The organism is Pantoea stewartii (genome assembly GCF_011044475.1).
In the GTDB taxonomy this organism is placed as follows: domain Bacteria; phylum Pseudomonadota; class Gammaproteobacteria; order Enterobacterales; family Enterobacteriaceae; genus Pantoea; species Pantoea stewartii.
This window is the reverse complement of the sequence record NZ_CP049115.1, coordinates 3222640-3238936: the sequence shown is the minus strand read 5'-3', so window position 1 is coordinate 3238936 and position 16297 is coordinate 3222640. Positions and strand designations below refer to the sequence as shown.

Sequence of the window (16297 nt, the reverse complement as noted above, 5' to 3'; positions counted from 1 at the left end):
CTTTGCAGTTACATACGCACAGATTTGCAAAAATTGACACTTAGTCAGCATTATTCTCTGCCCTGTCTTTTCCTGTCATTTCATAAAGAATAACGCTGATGAATACAAAAAAAGCAGTGCAGTTTATGCCTCGCCTGGCCGCGGGCAGCCTGATGTTTGCGATGCTGAGCGCCTCCGCGCTGGCCGCCGATGCCTTTAGCTATGACTCACCTTACCTGTTTGGCGACTGGGGCGGTAACCGAACGCAGTTAGAAAACTACGGCATTAAGTTAGATGTTAACTACACCATGGAAAGTGCCGCCAATCTGGGTGGCGGAGCTGACAGCCATACCTCGATGCGCTACAGCGACCAGTGGGCGTTTGGTGCCAATTTCGATCTGCAAAAACTCCTCGACTGGCAGGATACGCAGTTCCAGGTCACCATTACCGATCGCAATGGCCGCAACATCTCCGATCAGGTGGCCGATCGCCGCACCGGGATGCTCTCTTCTACCCAGGAGGTGTACGGTCGTGGCCAGACGTGGCGCCTGACGCAGTTCTGGTTAAGCAAAGGCCTGTTCGATAACACGGTCAATCTGAAAGCCGGACGCGTTACCGTCGGCGAAGATTTCGATAACTTCGACAGCAAGTTCCAGAACCTGGCGTTTGGCAGCGGCCAGGCCGGTAACTGGCGCGGCGATCGCTGGTTTAACTGGCCGGTTTCGCAGTGGGGTGGCAGGCTAAAAGTCAACGTTACGCCAGAGGTGTTTTTCCAGGTCGGTTTCTACAATCAAAACCGTGCGAATTACGACCGTGGCGATGGTTTCCGGCTGGATACCAGCAACTCAGAGGGGAATCTGGTGCCGGTCGAGTTAGGCTGGAAACCGACGTTAGGCCCCGACAAGTTGCCGGGTAACTATCGTATCGGCTATTACTACTCGTCCGCAAATGGCGACAACTATGGCAGCTGGCGTGACGGCGCTTACCAGCGCAAAAATCATGCTTACGGCGGCTATGTCCTGTTGCAGCAGCAGTTGACGGCGCAGGGCGGCGATGCCAGCCGGGGTCTGGGCGTGACGGTTCAGGCGGTGATGAACGACCATAAAACCTCGAAAACCGATAACTATCAGTCCGTCAGCTTCACCTGGAAAGGACCGTTCGATGCCCGTCCGCAGGATGAGATTGGCATCGGCGCGGCGCGTATTCACGTCAACAGCGCCTACACGCGTTCGCTGCGTGAACAGAACGACGCCAGCGGGCAGACCGATTTTAACAGCCCGACCTATCTGCCTGTTCAGGACGGTTCGGAGTACAACTACGAAATCTATTACAACGCGCAGCTGACCAAATGGCTGCAACTGCGTCCTAACCTGCAATACGTTGTTGCGCCGGGTGCCGTTAGCGACGTGAAAGATGCCTTTGTCGGCGGAATCAGCGCTAACGTGAATTTCTGATCCGCCCTTCAGACCTGCCCGCAGGGCAGGTCTGCTTTCCCGCCTGCCCTGACGCTTTCATCCCGTACCTGCTCTGTTGATTCGCCTCAGTTTTCCGCAATTTTTTGCAAGCCCTGCCCCACTTCACGCGGTATAACCTCATCCATGTCTTACCACTGCGCATAACGGAAAAACCATGAAAACCTATATCAGCAAAGCGTTCTCAGCCGACCGGGCCTGGGGTGCACTCGACATCGCTAACTTTGATGGCACAACCGTACGGCTTCACTGGACGGATCAACCCTACAAGTGGCACATCAATGACGGTCAGGAAGTTTTTGCGGTGATGGATGGCTGTGTAGAGATGCACTACAAGGAAAACGGAGACATCAGGACAGTGCGCTTGCAGACAGGAGATATTTTTTATGCCAGCGTGGGCACGGAACATGTTGCCCATCCACAGGGCGAAGCGCGCGTACTGGTGATCGAGAAAGCGGGATCGGTCTGACCCCAACCGGCCCTGAGGCACGATGGCTGGCGCACATTTTCCGCGTATACTGAGGCGCAAACACAGCCTTGACGGAGGTTTCGCCTGATGACACCGTTGCCGCCGCTTGCACATCTGGGTCCGCGCATTTGTATCATGGGCCCCTCAAACAGCGGTAAATCTACCCTGGCCGTGGCGATTGCGGAAAAGCAGTCGCTGCCCGTTATTCATCTCGATCAGCTTTATCACCAGCCCAATACCGACTGGCAGCCCAGAGAGCACGCCGTGTTTTTACAGCTTCACCGCGAGGCAATCAGTGCAGAACGCTGGGTTATCGAAGGCAATTATACGCGCTGCCTGCCCGAAAGAATTGCGCGCGCAACAGGCTATATCCTGCTGGATCTCGCAATGCCTGTCAGTTTACTGCGTTATATCCGGCGCTGCTGTGCCACCACGCCGCGTGCCGGGGCGCTGCAAGGCAGCACCGATCACATCAATCTCGCCATGCTCAGGCATATCACCTGGGTGACGCCGGGCAATCGCCGTCGCTATCACCTCCTGTATCAGGGACTTAGTCTGCCCAGGTGCCGTCTGGTAGGTGCAAAAGCGATAAACCGCGCCTGGCAGGAGTGGTGCCTGACGCCCCGTCCTGCGACAGGGATCTTACCCGGCAAAACAGGCCGGTAGCCTTTCCTGCCTGTCTTTTGTATTGTCATGATCCTTACTGGCTCACTCCGGGATCGCAGAATGCACATCACGCTCGCGCAGGATGACCACATTCCCGCCCTGCAACAGATTTATGCTCACCATGTTGTGCATGGCACGGGCAGTTTTGAACTGGATCCGCCTGATGAAGCCGAACTCGCCAGCCGGTTAGAAAAAATCCGTGCCGCCGGACTGCCCTGGTTTGTGGCCATCGAAGACGGCCAGGTTTGCGGTTACTGTTATCTGGGCTTTTATCGTCCGCGCCCGGCTTATCGTTTTACCCTGGAAGATTCCCTTTATATCCATCCGGCTTTTCAGGGGAAAGGTGTGGGTAAACGCCTGCTGGCGCACGCGATTGACTGGGCAGAAAGCCGGGGCTTTCGCCAGATGGTCGGGAATGTGGGCGACAGCGCCAACGTGGCCTCCATCGCTCTGCACCGATCGGCGGGCTTCACCGTGGCCGGTACGTTAACCTCCGTAGGCTACAAACACGGGCGCTGGCTGGACACGGTATTGATGCAGCGGACACTTGGCGCGGGCGACAGTATCCCGCCTGAAAACGGATAACGCAGGATGCGTCCTAGGCGGGCCGCTGCCCAGGGCTCAGGCGGAAGCGCCCAGCTCGTGTGAGATCGCCTGGGCGGTCGCTACCACCTTCGCCATCAGGTTTTTTGCCCCAATCTGTTGCAGCTTGGCCGTCGGCAGCGAGACCGATACCGCATAGGGAACGCGCTGCTGAATATCAAATACCGGCGCGGCGATACAGGTCACGCCCAGCTCGTTCTCTTCGCGATCCATCGCGGTGCGCTGCTGCAGAATATCTCTCAGTTCCTGCTGCATCTCAGGCAAGGTAGTGATGGTGTTTTTTGTCAGTTGCTCAATGCTGTCCTGATGGCTTTGCCAGTAGTGCAGCAGGTACTCTTCACTGCCCCAGGCCAGAAAAATTTTGCCCATCGCCGAGCAATAGAGCGGCATATGCTGCCCGATGTAGGCGCGTGTGCGCATCATGCCGGTGGTGGGTTCCAGTTTATTGATCAATACAACATGATCGTCTTCACGGCTGGAAAAGTTAACCGTTTCGCCCACGTCCAGGTTGAGCTTTTCCAGATGCGGTCCGGCTACGTGGATGATATTGAGCGATGACAGCGCTTTCTGACCGACCGAAATAAATTTGGTCGTCAGGCGATAGCTGCCAGGCGACGGAGCCTGGGTGACATAGCCACTGCTGTGCAGCCCCTGTAACAGGCGGTGCACGGTGCTTTTATTCATGCCGGACAGCTCAGCGAGATGGGCCAGCGGGCAACCGTTCGGGAAATTGCTCAGTAACTCAATCAACTGAAGGCCACGAAACAGACTCTGTGTTCCCAACGGCTTATCGTTTTTATTTTCCTTCGCTTTATCCACTTTACCCACCATCCGCCGATCCTCTCCGTTTCTGACTTCCTGAGCGCACTATCGCATGATGTTAACTCATGGCATAACAACTGGGAATCTTTCGCTTTTTTAGTGTGGCCTGGCGATCGCATTCCGCCTGGCAGGAATTGCGCTGTTCATCACAATTTCAAAACAATATTTTAACTCCATGTTTCTACTGAGGAAATAGTCGCCTCGCTTCTTTGCTTTTCCGCATTTTCAGGGATAGTATTTTTTGGAATAGTATTTCACATGTTGAAATCAGCAAGAGCGCGTCACCACGCTTGCTGCCACTACTCACCAGGCGTCACGGGAGGCTGGAATGCAAACTAACCCGGATAAACCGGTCCTGACACTAAGCCATATCACCAAACGTTTCGGGGGGAACCCTGCCGTCAATGACGTTAGCCTGGATGTCTTTCCGGGCGAAGTGGTCGCGCTGTTAGGTGAAAATGGTGCGGGTAAATCGACGCTGATCAAGGTACTGGCCGGCGTTTATACCAGCGACGAAGGCCAGATAACCTTTAATGGCAACCCCATCCCCTCAGCGGCCGCGCTAAAAACCGCCACCAGCCAGCCTGTCGCCTTTATTCATCAGGATCTGGGGCTGATCGAGTGGATGACGGTGGCGGAAAATATGGCACTGATCATGGGCTTCAACCGTCGCCTGGGCCTGATTAACTGGCGGGCCGTGCGTGAACGGGCACGTTTAGCGCTGGAAGACGTCGGTATTCAGCTCGATCCCGATGCCCGCGTATTTGAACTGTCACGCACGGAAAAATCGCTGCTGGCCATTGCCCGCGCGGTAGCCGTCAACGCGCAAGTACTGGTACTGGACGAACCGACCGCCTCGTTACCCGCCAATGACGTACGGCATCTGTTTAGCGTGATAGAACGCCTGAAAAGTCGCAACGTCGGCATGATTTACGTGACTCACCGTCTGGATGAGGTGATTGAAATTGCCGATCGCATTTGTGTGATGCGGGACGGTAAACGCGTCGCAGAGGGCAACACGGCAGACTACAGGTTGCACGATCTGGTTGAAATGATTGTCGGCGAAGCGCTGGAAAGCAATCAGCGCCTTGTGCTGCCTGAGGGACGTCCGCCCGTGCTGTCACTTAATCAGCTCTGCATCGATGAAGTGGGCCCGGTCTCGTTCAGTCTGCAACCCGGCGAGATGCTGGCGCTGGCCGGCCTGCGTGGTGCCGGTCAGGAGGAGATTGGCCGGATGCTGTTTGGCCTGAAACAGGCTACCCAGGGCCAGGTCATTTTTCGCGACAAGCCCTGCCATTCCCGATCGCCTCGCGAGGCTATGGCGGCAGGCATCTCGTTTGTGGCAGGCGATCGCACCGGTGAAAGTCTGGTTATGTCGATGAGCGTGCGTGAAAACCTGTTTCTCAACCCCTGCGCGAGCGGGCACCGGGTGATGTCCCATTATGGTCGCCGCGCGGAGGTGGGTGCCAGCTGGTGGAAAGTGCAGCTTTTCGACGTGCGCCCTAAAAACGTGGATCTGGATATCAGCGCCCTGTCCGGTGGCAACCAGCAAAAAGTGGTGATGGCCCGCTGGATGCACCTCAATGCCCCGTTGCTGATTCTTGAAGATCCCACTGCGGGCGTCGACGTGGGCGCGCGCGAAGAAATTTATCACCTGCTCAACAAAGCGCTGGCAGACGGCGTGGCAGTGCTGGTGATCTCGAATGACCTGGAGGAAATCGCGCATATCTGTAACCGCGCGCTGGTGTTTAACCGGGGCCAGGTAGTGGGTGAACTGAAAAACGAACAGGTTACTTTTGCTAATTTACTGGAGCTGGCCTCAGCCAGCTCTGCTGCCCCCTTCGCTACCGTCTGAAAAGGCAGTCAGGAGAAACGCTATGTCTAAAACCTCGGTGAAATCTACTGCACTTGAACAACGGATCAGCCTTGCTCAGCATGGTTTTGCGCCGTGGTCGATGCAGGTCGTCACCCGCTACGGATTACTGTTGTTATGTGTGCTGCTGGCGTTACTGTTTTCGGTACTGTCCCCGACTTTCGCATCCCTGCTCACCGTGCAGGCCATTCTGTCCAGTAAGGCCAAAATCGCCCTGCTGGCGCTGGCCGCCACCTTGCCGATGATTGTGGGCAAAATCGACCTGAACGTCGGTTTCGGGATCGTGCTGTGGCACATCCTGGCCATTACGCTTCAGGTGGAATACGGCTTTTCCTGGCAGATGGCGGTGCTGACAGTGCTGGTCTTGTCGGCGCTGTATGGCCTGCTGAACGGCATTCTGGTGGCGCTGGCGGATATCGACAGCTTCGTCGCCACGCTCGGTTCCGGCACGGTGCTGTATGCCATTGCGTTGTGGCACTCCGGCGGTCGCCAGATCGTTGGTGACTTACCGGATGCCTTTAGTGCGCTGCACAGTACCGAAGTGTTTGGCATTCCGATTGGTGCCTTCTATGTGCTGGGCCTGGCGCTGGTATTGTGGCTGATCACTGAGCACACGCCACTGGGAAGGTGCATGTATGCCGTGGGCGGTAACCCCGTCGCCGCGCGCCTCAACGGTATTGCCGTGAATAAATACGTGATCGGCGCGTTTATCGCCTCCAGTGTGATCACCGGCTTCAGTGGGGTGCTGATTGCGGCGGAACAGGGCGTCGGCCAGGCCAGCGTCGGGATGGATTACCTGCTGCCTGCGCTGGTCGGGGCTTTTCTGGGCAGTACCACCATTCGTCCGGGACGGGTAAACGTCTGGGGCACCGTGGTCGGCATCGCTATCCTGGCTATCGGGATTGCCGGTATTCAGCAGTTTGGCGGCGCGTTCTGGGTGGAGCCGCTGTTTAACGGTGCCACGCTGCTGCTGTCGATTACGCTGGCCGGCTACGCTCAGCGCCGCCGTATGTTGAATCAAAAAGCCGTCGTGCGCAGTCAGAGCACGCCGGCGACCACACCTGACTCACAGCAAAAAACCATCACACCAGGGAACTCATTATGAAAAATCCGGTATTTGGTCTTTCTCTCATCGCCATGCTGGTCGCCACCTTACCAGCCCATGCAGACAGCTATCTCGATCAGGCGACAGCGGCCGTGGCCAAAGCGACGGCCAGCGCCACGACCTGGGACGGTCCGACGACCGGGCCAACGCTACAGCCTAAAAAGAAACTGATCTTTATCGCCTCGGATATGAAAAACGGCGGTGTGCAGGGCGTTCAGCAAGGCCTGAGCGAAGCGGCGAAAGTGGCTGGCTGGACGCTGGATACGCTGGACGGCGCAGGCTCTGTCAAAGATCAACTGGCGGCGCTGAATCAGGCGATTGCCCAGCGCCCTGACGGTATCGTTATCGGCGGCTGGAACCCGAACGTCGCCAAAATGCCGCTGAAAAAAGCCCTGCAGCAAAAAATCGTGCTGATGGCCTGGCACGCAGAGCCTCAACCGGGCCCGATTAAGCAGTACGGGATCACCGATAACATTACGTCCGATTCTAATGAGGTTGCCCGTCTGGCGGCGCAGTACGCCATTGTGAAGTCAGGCGGCAAAGCGCAGGTGATTATCTTCACCGACTCGCTGTACAAAATCGCGCTGGATAAAGCCAATGCGATGAAGCAGGAAATTGAGAAGTGCAGCGAGTGTAAAGTCATCGACTTTATTGACACGCCGCTGGCCGATACCTCTAACCGTATGCCGTCGCTGACCTTTAGCCTGTTACAGAAGTACGGTGACCGCTGGCAGTACTCGCTGGCGATTAATGACCTTTATTTTGACTTTATGGCACCCGCGCTGAAAACCGCAGGGAAAGGCGGCAAAAACGCGCCATATAACATCTCGGCAGGCGACGGCTCGGTGTCGGCCTTCCAGCGCATTCGCAATGGTGAAAGCCAGGTCGCGACCGTCGCTGAACCGCTGAAACTGCATGGCTGGCAACTGCTGGATGAGTTCAACCGCGCCTTCGCCGGACAGCCCCCGTCAGGCTATGTCACGCCTGCGCACCTGATTACACCGGAAAATATCAGCCGGGATGGCGGACCGCAGAACCACTACGATCCGGAAAACGGCTATCAGGACCATTACAAAGCTATCTGGGGCGTGAAGTAACGGAGGCCAGCATCATGCAGGTAGAAAAACTGTGCTCCCCTGCCACCTGGGCCGAAGGCCCAGTCTGGTTACCGGCGCTGGATGGGGTGGTATTTAGCGATGTCAAAGGCAACCGTATGTACTGCTGGCAGCGCAATGGCGAGCTGAGTATCTGGCGTCATCATTCTCACTATGCCAATGGCAATGCCCGCGACCATCAGGGACGCGTGGTCAGTTGCGAACACGGTCGCCGGGCTATCAGCCGGACAGAAACAGACGGTACGGTGAACGTGCTGGTGGATAAAGTCGAGGGCAAGCGGTTTAACTCGCCTAACGATCTGGCGATCCGCTCCGACGGCACCATCTGGTTTACCGATCCGCCTTACGGGATCGTCAGCGATCATGAGGGTTACCTGGCTCCCAGCCAGGTGATCGGCTGCTATCTCTACTGTTTTGATCCGGAAAGTGGGCAGCTCAGCATTGCCGCCAGCGATCTGCAGCGGCCAAACGGGCTGGCGTTCTCGCCTGATGAAAGCGTGCTGTACGTGGCGGACATGTCGGTGGTGGATTTCCCGACACTCGGCCGCCATGAGCTGCGCACCTATAAAGTGGACGGTCGCACGTTGTCTGCAGGGCAATTTTTTGCCGATGTCTCACCCGGTTTCCCGGACGGATTTTGTGTGGATGCCAACGGCGATATTTACTGTAGCTGCGCTGACGGCGTGATTATTTTCGACAGCAGCGGAAACCGTAAAGGCAAAATTCCGATTCCTGAAACGGTATCCAACTGCACCTTTGGCGGACCGAATAATGATGAACTTTATATCACAGCCAACACTTCACTCTACCGGGTAACGCTGCGCTAACGCCCCTGCACAGGCAGGGCGAAAAGCAGAGCAAATCAGGTCAGCTGTCTCTCAGCTGACCGGCCTGACTGTGGCCGGAATCGGGCAAAAAAGCCCAAGATCACAGAAGTCAGAATTAATTATATCCTTTTGATTTAAATGAAATAATTTTTGAGTCATTTCTTTGACTCGCTGCATTTTTCCCCATAGCATTTAGTTGAAATAACATTCCACATTATGAAATAAGACGCGGGGAGTATCAGTCAGATGAGAATCAGCTATCAGCAGTTGTATCAGGAGTTTCTTCGCGTACTCCTCAGCCGCAACGTGCCGCAGGCCAAAGCCGAGGCCTGCGCGCACATGTTTACTGAAACCAGTCTTAACGGCGTCTATTCCCATGGCGTTAACCGCTTCCCGCGTTTTATTCAGCAACTGGATGCCGGCCACATTATTCCCGATGCGGATGCGCAAAAAGTCCTGTCGCTGGGTGCGATTGAGCAGTGGGATGCGCAACGCGCCATTGGCAATATCACCGCCCATAGCATGATGGAGCGCGCGATGGCGCTGGCCACGGAACACGGCATTGGGCTGGTGGCCTTACGCAATGCCAATCACTGGATGCGCGGTGGCAGCTATGGCTGGCAGGCGGCGGAAAAGGGCTTTGTCGGCATCTGCTGGACCAACTCCATTGCCGTAATGCCGCCCTGGGGTGCAAAAAGCTGCGCGATCGGCACCAATCCGCTGATTATCGCGGTACCGGGCGAGCCGGTTACGATGGTGGATATGTCCATGTCGATGTTCTCCTACGGCATGCTGGAAGTGAATCGCCTGGCGGGGAAAAGCCTGCCGGTCGATGGCGGCTTTGATGATGAGGGCAACTACACCCGCGATCCGGCCACGCTGGAAAAAAACCGCCGCATTTTACCAATGGGTTACTGGAAAGGCTCAGCGCTGTCTGTGGTGCTGGATATGCTGGCCACCCTGCTCTCTAACGGCGCCTCCGTGACTGAAGTCACTCACGACAACGGCGATGAATTTGGCATTTCTCAGGTGTTTATCGCCATCGACGTCGATCGGCTCATTCCGGGCGAAACCCGCCAGCAAAAACTCGATCGTATTCGCGCATCCATCACCGGTGCGGAACCGGCTGACAGCACACAGGCGATTCGCCTGCCGGGTGACAAATTCCCGCCACTGCGTGAAGAAAACGAACGCCTGGGTATTCCGGTTGATGAGCGCGTCTGGGCGCGCATTCAGGCGCTACAGGAGAAGGCATCATGATTACCGGACACCTTGCCAATACCGATCCCCGTCACTATCCCGCCGCGATTGCTCATGCTCTGGCCTACCTCGCCGGTCATGATCTGGCAAACATGGCCGCCGGCCGTTATCAGGACGAAGAAACCGGCTGGGTCGTACAGGTGTTAGATCTGCACACGGTTCCCGCCGCAGAGAATTACCCGGAGGCGCACCGCTATCACATCGACGTGCAGTATCTGGTGGCAGGCGAAGAAGTGATCGGCGTCGCCACACAACCGCTGGATCTGGCGGTGCATCAGCCTTATGACAGCGAACGCGACATCGTTTTTTATCAACATGCCCCCGATGAAACCCTGGTACGGATGCTGCCCGGCACGTTCGCCGTATTTTTTCCTCAGGATATTCATCGTCCTAACTGCGCGGTCAGTCAGCCCGGTCCGATCCGCAAAGTCGTGGTGAAGATCCCCACGCGCGATCTGGTGTAAGGCAGGGAGGCACGATGAGCATCACCACAAGCGCTGTCAATCATGAAAAGGTCCCTGCACTGCGCTGGCTGCGGATCATTCCGCCGATTCTGATTACCTGCATCATTTCGTATATGGATCGGGTCAACATCGCCTTTGCGATGCCGGGCGGCATGGATGCTGAACTGGGCATCAGCGCCTCGATGGCCGGGCTGGCAGGCGGCATTTTCTTCATTGGCTACCTGTTCCTGCAGGTGCCCGGCGGCAGGCTGGCCGTTTACGGCAACGGTAAACGCTTTATTGGCTGGTCGCTGCTGGCCTGGGCGGTGATTTCCATACTGACCGGCATGGCCACCAGCCAGTATCAGCTGCTGGCGCTGCGCTTTGCGCTGGGAATCGCCGAAGGCGGCATGTTACCGGTGGTGCTGACGATGATCGGCAACTGGTTCCCGGATGCGGAGCGCGGTCGTGCAAATGCCATCGTGATCATGTTTGTGCCGATCGCCGGGATCATCACGGCTCCGCTCTCAGGCTGGATCATTACCGGCTGGGACTGGCGCATGCTGTTCTACGTGGAAGGCGCGTTATCTCTGGTCGTGATGGCCCTGTGGCATTTCACGATCAGTAACCGCCCGCAGGAAGCGAGATGGATTTCGCCAGCCGAAAAACACTATCTCATCACCACGCTGCATAACGAACAGCTGATGATCAAAGGGCAGAACGTGCGCAACGCCTCGCTGATGCGCGTGATGCGCGAACCGGTTATGTGGCGGCTGATTCTGGTCAATTTCTTCTATCAGACCGGCATTTACGGCTACACGCTCTGGCTGCCCACCATCCTGAAAGGACTGACGCACGGTAATGTGGAGCAGGTGGGCTTTCTGGCCATTCTGCCCTACGTCGGGGCGATCGTCGGCATGTTTTTGTTTTCTGTTCTGTCGGACGCGACCGGACGGCGCAAGCTGTTCGTGGCGCTGCCGCTGGCCGGCTTTGCGCTGTGCATGGCGCTGTCGGTGTTACTGAAAGCGCATATCTGGTGGTCCTACGCGGCGCTGGTGGGCTGTGGCGTCTTTATCCAGTCTGCGGCGGGCGTGTTCTGGAGTATTCCGCCGCGCCTGTTTAATGCCGAGGTGGCTGGCGGCGCGCGCGGCCTGATCAACGCGCTGGGCAACCTGGGCGGCTTCTGCGGTCCCTACATGGTGGGCATTCTGATGGCGTTTTACAGCCGGGATGCCGGGGTTTACAGCCTTGCCATTTCACTGGCGATTGCCGCCCTGCTGGCGATGACGTTGCCCGCACGCTGCGATTCCCCTCAACAGGAGGCATTATGAAACGCTGGCTGGGACTGGACTGTGGCGGCACCTTTATTAAAGCCGGGCTGTACGATATACAGGGCCGCGAGCTGGCCGTCGCCCGGCAAAACCTGCCGGTTGTTGTACCGGAACCGGGTTATGCCGAACGCGATATGACGCTGCTGTGGCACCAGGCGGCAGCCGTCATCCGTGAGGTGCTGACCACCAGCGGCGAGGATGCGGCGTCGGTCGCCGGTATGGGCATTTCCGCACAGGGTAAGGGGCTGTTTCTGCTGGACAAACAGCACCGCCCGCTGGGCAACGGCATCCTCTCCTCCGACCGCCGCGCCCTGAGCCTTGTGCAACAGTGGCAACGGGAAGGCTTGCCGCAGAAACTCTATCCGCTGACCCGACAAACGCTGTGGACCGGCCACCCGGTGTCGCTGCTGCGCTGGATCAAGCAGCATCAGCCACAGCGCTATGCGGCGATTGGCAGCGTCATGATGGCCCATGACTATCTGCGTTTCTGTCTGACCGGCGAGCGGGCATGCGAAGAAACCAATATCTCTGAGTCCAATCTGTATGACATGCAGGCAGCCGACTGGTCGCCTGCACTGGCAGAGATGTCAGGTATCCCGGAGATAATATCGGCACTGCCGCCGATTATCGGCCCGACGCAGATTGCGGGCTATGTTACCGCCGGGGCCGCTGCCGAATGCGGTCTGCTGCCCGGTACGCCCGTCGTGGGCGGCCTGTTCGATGTGATGTCAACAGCGCTGTGCGCGGGCCTGAATGATGCGACGCGCCTGAACGCGGTGATGGGAACCTGGTCAGTGACCAGCGGCATTACCGACTGCATCAGCGATGAAGCAGACTATCCCTACGTTTATGGTCGTTATGCCATTGAGGGTCAGTACCTTATCCATGAGGCCAGCCCGACGTCGGCGGCCAATCTGGAATGGTTTTGTGACCAGTGGGGCATTAAGGACTACAGCCAGCTTAATGCGTGGGTAGCAGCGCTGGCCCCCGCCAGCAGCAGTGTGCTGTTTCTGCCTTTCCTGTATGGCACCAATGCCGGCGCCGATCTGCACGGCAGCTTTTTTGGCCTGCAGGCAGGTCACACGCGCGCCCATCTGGTTCAGGCCATCTACGAAGGCGTGGTGTTCTCACATCTGACGCACCTCAACCGTATTCTGCAACGTTTTCCTCAGGTTACCGCCCTGCGTCTGAGCGGTGGGCCTACGCGCTCTGCGCCCTGGATGCAGATGTTTGCCGATGCCAGCGGCCTGACGGTTGAAGTTCCGCAGATCAGTGAGAGCGGCTGTCTGGGCGCGGCGCTGGTGGCATTAACCGGTACCGGGGCTTATGCCTCACTCCAGGCGGCCCAGCAGGCCCTGGCCCCTGACATCGTGTGCTGGCAACCGGACAGCACGTGCTATGACCGCTACCAGCAAAAGTATCAGCGTTATCAACATCTGATTCGCGTCCTGCGCGACGCCCAGGGAGACCTGCCATGAGCCTGCCCTTACTCCAGCTGGCGCTGGATCACACCACGCTGGATGCCGCACTCAGTACCGCCCGGCAACTGCATCCGCATGTCGACATTATCGAAGCCGGTACGCTTTTGTGCCTGAGCTGCGGTGTTGAAGCCGTACGTCATCTGCGCCAGCAGCACCCGGAAAAAACGCTGGTCGCGGATTACAAAGTGGCGGATGCCGGCGGCACCCTGGCGGAGATGGCTTTTGCGGCAGGGGCTAACTGGATGACGGTGATCTGTGCCGCGCCGCTGGCAACCTTTGCCAGCGCGCTGGCGGTTGCGCAGCAGTACCAGGGGGATATTCAGATCGAACTGTTTGGCAACTGGACGCTGGATGATGCCCGGCAGTGGCGAAAGCTGGGTCTGACCCAGGCTATTTATCACCGTGGACGGGACGCACAGGCCAGCGGGCAACAGTGGAATCAGCACGATCTGGATACCATGAAAGCCTTATCAGACCTGGGTTTTGCCCTGTCCGTCACGGGCGGTATCACCCCGGATGACCTTTCTCAGTTTCGCGATATCGATGTGAAGGCGTTTATTGCCGGCCGCGCCCTGAGCGATGGCGAGAACGGCATTGCATGCGCCACCGCATTTCACCAGGCCATTGGCCGCCATTGGGGGACAGTATGAAACGCCTGCACCCGTTAGGGATTTACGAAAAAGCCCTGCCTGCGAATCTCACCTGGCCAGAACGTCTCGCGCTGGCCAAAGCCTGCGGGTTTGATTTTGTGGAAATGTCGGTCGATGAAACCGATGAACGGCTGGACCGGCTGAACTGGAGCAAAGAGCAGCGCCTGTCGCTGGTCAACGCGACCATCGAAACCGGCGTCACCATTCCTTCCCTGTGCCTGTCCGGCCATCGCCGCTTTCCCTTTGGCAGCCACGATCCGGCGATCCGCCAGCGCGCAGACGATCTGATCGATCAGGCCATCCAGCTGGCGAAAGATGTGGGGATCCGCACGATTCAACTGGCGGGCTATGACGTCTACTACGAACCGCATGATGCAGGCACAGTCGCGCGGTTTGCCGAGGGCTTGTCACGCGCAGTGCAGCGCGCAGCAGCGGCGCAGGTGATGCTGGCGGTGGAGATCATGGATACCGAATTCATGAACGCCATCAGCAAGTGGAAAGCCTGGGAACAGCAGCAGGCTTCTCCGTGGTTTTCCGTTTATCCGGATGTGGGCAATCTCAGCGCCTGGGGCAATGACGTGACTGCCGAACTGACGCTGGGCATTGATCGCATCGCCGCCATTCATTTGAAAGATACCCAACCGGTCACCGCCCATTCGCCGGGGCAGTTCCGCGATGTGCCCTTTGGTGAAGGCTGCGTGGATTTCGTTGGCGTGTTTCGCACGCTCAAAGCGCTGAATTATCGCGGATCGTTTCTGATTGAGATGTGGACCGAGAAAGCCGAGGAGCCGGTTGCCGAGATCGTACAGGCACGGCGCTGGATTGAACAGAAAATGCAGGAAGGAGGCTTACTATGAGCATTGCCATGATGAAAGAGCAGGTGCTGGCGGCAAACCTGGCGCTGCCGCGCCACCATCTGGTGACGTTTACCTGGGGCAACGTCAGCGCCGTCGATCGTGCGCAAGGGCTGATGGCGATTAAGCCCTCCGGCGTGGAATACGACGGCATGACGGTAGACGATATTGTGGTACTGGAACTGGCAAGCGGCCGCGTGGTGGAGGGCACGAAAAAGCCTTCATCGGACACGGCCACCCATCTGGCGCTCTATCGGGCCTTTGAGGACATCGGCGGCATTGTGCACACGCATTCGCGTCATGCCACCATCTGGGCGCAGGCGGGCCAGGACCTGCCAGCCTGGGGCACCACGCACGCTGACTACTTCTATGGTGCCATTCCCTGCACCCGACTGATGACGGAGGCCGAAATTACTCACGATTACGAGCACAATACCGGCGAAGTGATTATCGAAACCTTCCGCTCACGCGGCATCAGCCCGACGGCCATTCCCGTCGTGCTGGTTAATGCTCACGGGCCGTTTGCCTGGGGGAAAGACGCAGATAATGCCGTGCATAACGCAGTCGTGCTGGAGGAAATCGCCTATATGGGGATTTTTTCCCGCCAGCTGACGCCTGATATCACCCGAATGCAGCAGCCGTTACTGGATAAACACTTTCTCAGAAAGCATGGAGCAAACGCCTATTACGGCCAGTAATTCTCTTCTTTTTACTCAGCGGGAGCGGTGAAAAATGAAAACAGGGTTTTATCTGACGTCCCCGGCCGATCGGCATTACGGTGCGGCGCTGTGGGCAGGGTTTTGGGGCGGTAACGTCGCCAGTTTTGTCAAATGGGGCACGGAGAATCCGTTTCCGCCCAGAACGCCGGACAGGGCAATTCCCCCCGCCGAGATGCTCCAGGATATGGGAATCAACGTCAGCAACCTGGTCTATCACTATTCCGGTCATGTGGTGAACTGGGGCGTGGCCGGTGTTCATCATATGTTCTCGATTTTCTTTGCCCTGCTCTACTGCGCCCTGGCCGAGATTATCCCGATCATTACGCTGGGTCAGGGCGTGGCGTTCGCCCTGATCATTACCGTGGCATTTCACGCCGTGATCCTGCCCATAAACGGCTGGGCACCGCCCTTATGGCACCTGCCGCTGGCGGAAATTGCCTCGGAAACGCTGGGACATATTCTGTGGATGTGGACGATAGAAATCTTTCGGCGCGCCCTGGGTGGACACGTATCGCCGCGCCGTGCTGCATGAGTCTGTTGCGCATGTAAGTTATCAATTTTGGTTAAGAACCCTCTGAAATCCTGATGGCGCACTTTTCTCCTTGTGCGCCCAACAGCCTCGATCGCC

17 protein-coding genes are annotated in these 16297 nt (G+C 57.4%); 16 read left to right on the top strand and 1 reads right to left on the bottom strand.

Translation table 11 applies throughout. From position 1 onward, the window contains the following. Positions 1-98: 98 nt before the first annotated feature. From G5574_RS15300 to G5574_RS15285, 4 genes are all read left to right on the top strand, one after another. The gene (locus G5574_RS15300) at positions 99-1433 is read left to right on the top strand and encodes a carbohydrate porin (protein WP_164482819.1); all 1335 of its coding nucleotides are present in this window, start codon (positions 99-101) and stop codon (positions 1431-1433) included. Between the two features lie 175 nt (positions 1434-1608). Then, positions 1609-1920, top strand: a complete 312-nt coding sequence (locus tag G5574_RS15295) for a cupin domain-containing protein (RefSeq protein WP_006121617.1) — start codon at positions 1609-1611, stop codon at positions 1918-1920. A gap of 87 nt (positions 1921-2007) precedes the next feature. Then, on the top strand, positions 2008-2586 hold the full coding sequence (locus G5574_RS15290) for a P-loop NTPase family protein (protein ID WP_164482818.1): 579 nt from the start codon (positions 2008-2010) through the stop codon (positions 2584-2586). 60 nt (positions 2587-2646) lie between these two features. Next, complete coding sequence (locus G5574_RS15285; protein ID WP_054688377.1) at positions 2647-3171, top strand: GNAT family N-acetyltransferase; 525 nt, start codon at positions 2647-2649, stop codon at positions 3169-3171. A 36-nt stretch (positions 3172-3207) separates the two neighbouring features. Here G5574_RS15285 and G5574_RS15280 read toward each other — a convergent pair whose 3' ends face one another. Further along, the gene (locus tag G5574_RS15280; protein ID WP_006121620.1) at positions 3208-4020 is read right to left on the bottom strand and encodes an IclR family transcriptional regulator; all 813 of its coding nucleotides are present in this window, start codon (positions 4018-4020) and stop codon (positions 3208-3210) included. Positions 4021-4339: 319 nt separating this feature from the next. On the opposite strand from G5574_RS15280, the gene G5574_RS15275 reads away from it, so the two are divergent. From G5574_RS15275 to G5574_RS15220, 12 genes are all read left to right on the top strand, one after another. Next, positions 4340-5866 carry a sugar ABC transporter ATP-binding protein gene (locus tag G5574_RS15275; RefSeq protein ID WP_006121621.1) on the top strand — a complete coding sequence of 509 codons (1527 nt, stop codon included), beginning with the start codon at positions 4340-4342 and terminating at the stop codon, positions 5864-5866. Positions 5867-5888: 22 nt separating this feature from the next. Further along, on the top strand, positions 5889-6989 hold the full coding sequence (locus G5574_RS15270; protein WP_039339009.1) for an ABC transporter permease: 1101 nt from the start codon (positions 5889-5891) through the stop codon (positions 6987-6989). Beyond that, positions 6986-8086, top strand: coding sequence for an ABC transporter substrate-binding protein (locus tag G5574_RS15265; RefSeq protein WP_033739103.1), 1101 nt, complete (start codon positions 6986-6988; stop codon positions 8084-8086). The genes G5574_RS15270 and G5574_RS15265 overlap by 4 nt, the downstream gene beginning before the upstream one ends. 14 nt (positions 8087-8100) lie before the next feature. Further along, positions 8101-8931: an SMP-30/gluconolactonase/LRE family protein gene (locus G5574_RS15260; protein WP_006121624.1), complete on the top strand. Its 831-nt coding sequence runs from the start codon at positions 8101-8103 to the stop codon at positions 8929-8931. Positions 8932-9177: 246 nt separating this feature from the next. Further along, entirely contained in the window at positions 9178-10191 is a 1014-nt protein-coding gene (yiaK, locus tag G5574_RS15255; protein ID WP_006121625.1) for a 3-dehydro-L-gulonate 2-dehydrogenase, read from the top strand. After that, the gene (locus G5574_RS15250) at positions 10188-10655 is read left to right on the top strand and encodes a NanQ anomerase/TabA/YiaL family protein (RefSeq protein ID WP_054634626.1); all 468 of its coding nucleotides are present in this window, start codon (positions 10188-10190) and stop codon (positions 10653-10655) included. Before yiaK ends, G5574_RS15250 begins: the two co-directional genes overlap by 4 nt. A 14-nt stretch (positions 10656-10669) precedes the next feature. Further along, positions 10670-11965 (top strand): MFS transporter, encoded by a 1296-nt coding sequence (locus G5574_RS15245; protein WP_058707848.1) that lies wholly within the window; start codon positions 10670-10672, stop codon positions 11963-11965. Then, a complete protein-coding gene (locus G5574_RS15240) occupies positions 11962-13443 on the top strand; it encodes an FGGY-family carbohydrate kinase (protein ID WP_039339013.1) in 1482 nt (493 codons plus the stop codon). Before G5574_RS15245 ends, G5574_RS15240 begins: the two co-directional genes overlap by 4 nt. Further along, the gene (ulaD, locus tag G5574_RS15235) at positions 13440-14096 is read left to right on the top strand and encodes a 3-keto-L-gulonate-6-phosphate decarboxylase UlaD (RefSeq protein ID WP_039339014.1); all 657 of its coding nucleotides are present in this window, start codon (positions 13440-13442) and stop codon (positions 14094-14096) included. Before G5574_RS15240 ends, ulaD begins: the two co-directional genes overlap by 4 nt. Beyond that, positions 14093-14953: an L-ribulose-5-phosphate 3-epimerase gene (locus G5574_RS15230; protein ID WP_006121631.1), complete on the top strand. Its 861-nt coding sequence runs from the start codon at positions 14093-14095 to the stop codon at positions 14951-14953. The genes ulaD and G5574_RS15230 overlap by 4 nt, the downstream gene beginning before the upstream one ends. After that, entirely contained in the window at positions 14950-15648 is a 699-nt protein-coding gene (gene araD / locus G5574_RS15225) for an L-ribulose-5-phosphate 4-epimerase (RefSeq protein WP_164482817.1), read from the top strand. Before G5574_RS15230 ends, araD begins: the two co-directional genes overlap by 4 nt. Positions 15649-15682: 34 nt before the next feature. Further along, a complete protein-coding gene (locus tag G5574_RS15220) occupies positions 15683-16201 on the top strand; it encodes a YagU family protein (RefSeq protein ID WP_058707847.1) in 519 nt (172 codons plus the stop codon). The last annotated feature ends 96 nt before the right edge of the window (positions 16202-16297 follow it).

Coding starts and splice junctions, on each gene's coding strand:
- G5574_RS15300 (WP_164482819.1), top strand. CDS start 99: ATGAATACAAAAAAAGCAGTGCAGTTTATGCCTCGCCTGGCCGCGGGC.
- araD (WP_164482817.1), top strand. CDS start 14,950: ATGAGCATTGCCATGATGAAAGAGCAGGTGCTGGCGGCAAACCTGGCG.
- G5574_RS15275 (WP_006121621.1), top strand. CDS start 4,340: ATGCAAACTAACCCGGATAAACCGGTCCTGACACTAAGCCATATCACC.
- G5574_RS15265 (WP_033739103.1), top strand. CDS start 6,986: ATGAAAAATCCGGTATTTGGTCTTTCTCTCATCGCCATGCTGGTCGCC.
- G5574_RS15220 (WP_058707847.1), top strand. CDS start 15,683: ATGAAAACAGGGTTTTATCTGACGTCCCCGGCCGATCGGCATTACGGT.
- G5574_RS15230 (WP_006121631.1), top strand. CDS start 14,093: ATGAAACGCCTGCACCCGTTAGGGATTTACGAAAAAGCCCTGCCTGCG.
- G5574_RS15280 (WP_006121620.1), bottom strand. CDS start 4,020: ATGGTGGGTAAAGTGGATAAAGCGAAGGAAAATAAAAACGATAAGCCG.
- G5574_RS15295 (WP_006121617.1), top strand. CDS start 1,609: ATGAAAACCTATATCAGCAAAGCGTTCTCAGCCGACCGGGCCTGGGGT.
- G5574_RS15240 (WP_039339013.1), top strand. CDS start 11,962: ATGAAACGCTGGCTGGGACTGGACTGTGGCGGCACCTTTATTAAAGCC.
- ulaD (WP_039339014.1), top strand. CDS start 13,440: ATGAGCCTGCCCTTACTCCAGCTGGCGCTGGATCACACCACGCTGGAT.
- G5574_RS15270 (WP_039339009.1), top strand. CDS start 5,889: ATGTCTAAAACCTCGGTGAAATCTACTGCACTTGAACAACGGATCAGC.
- G5574_RS15285 (WP_054688377.1), top strand. CDS start 2,647: ATGCACATCACGCTCGCGCAGGATGACCACATTCCCGCCCTGCAACAG.
- G5574_RS15250 (WP_054634626.1), top strand. CDS start 10,188: ATGATTACCGGACACCTTGCCAATACCGATCCCCGTCACTATCCCGCC.
- G5574_RS15260 (WP_006121624.1), top strand. CDS start 8,101: ATGCAGGTAGAAAAACTGTGCTCCCCTGCCACCTGGGCCGAAGGCCCA.
- yiaK (WP_006121625.1), top strand. CDS start 9,178: ATGAGAATCAGCTATCAGCAGTTGTATCAGGAGTTTCTTCGCGTACTC.
- G5574_RS15290 (WP_164482818.1), top strand. CDS start 2,008: ATGACACCGTTGCCGCCGCTTGCACATCTGGGTCCGCGCATTTGTATC.
- G5574_RS15245 (WP_058707848.1), top strand. CDS start 10,670: ATGAGCATCACCACAAGCGCTGTCAATCATGAAAAGGTCCCTGCACTG.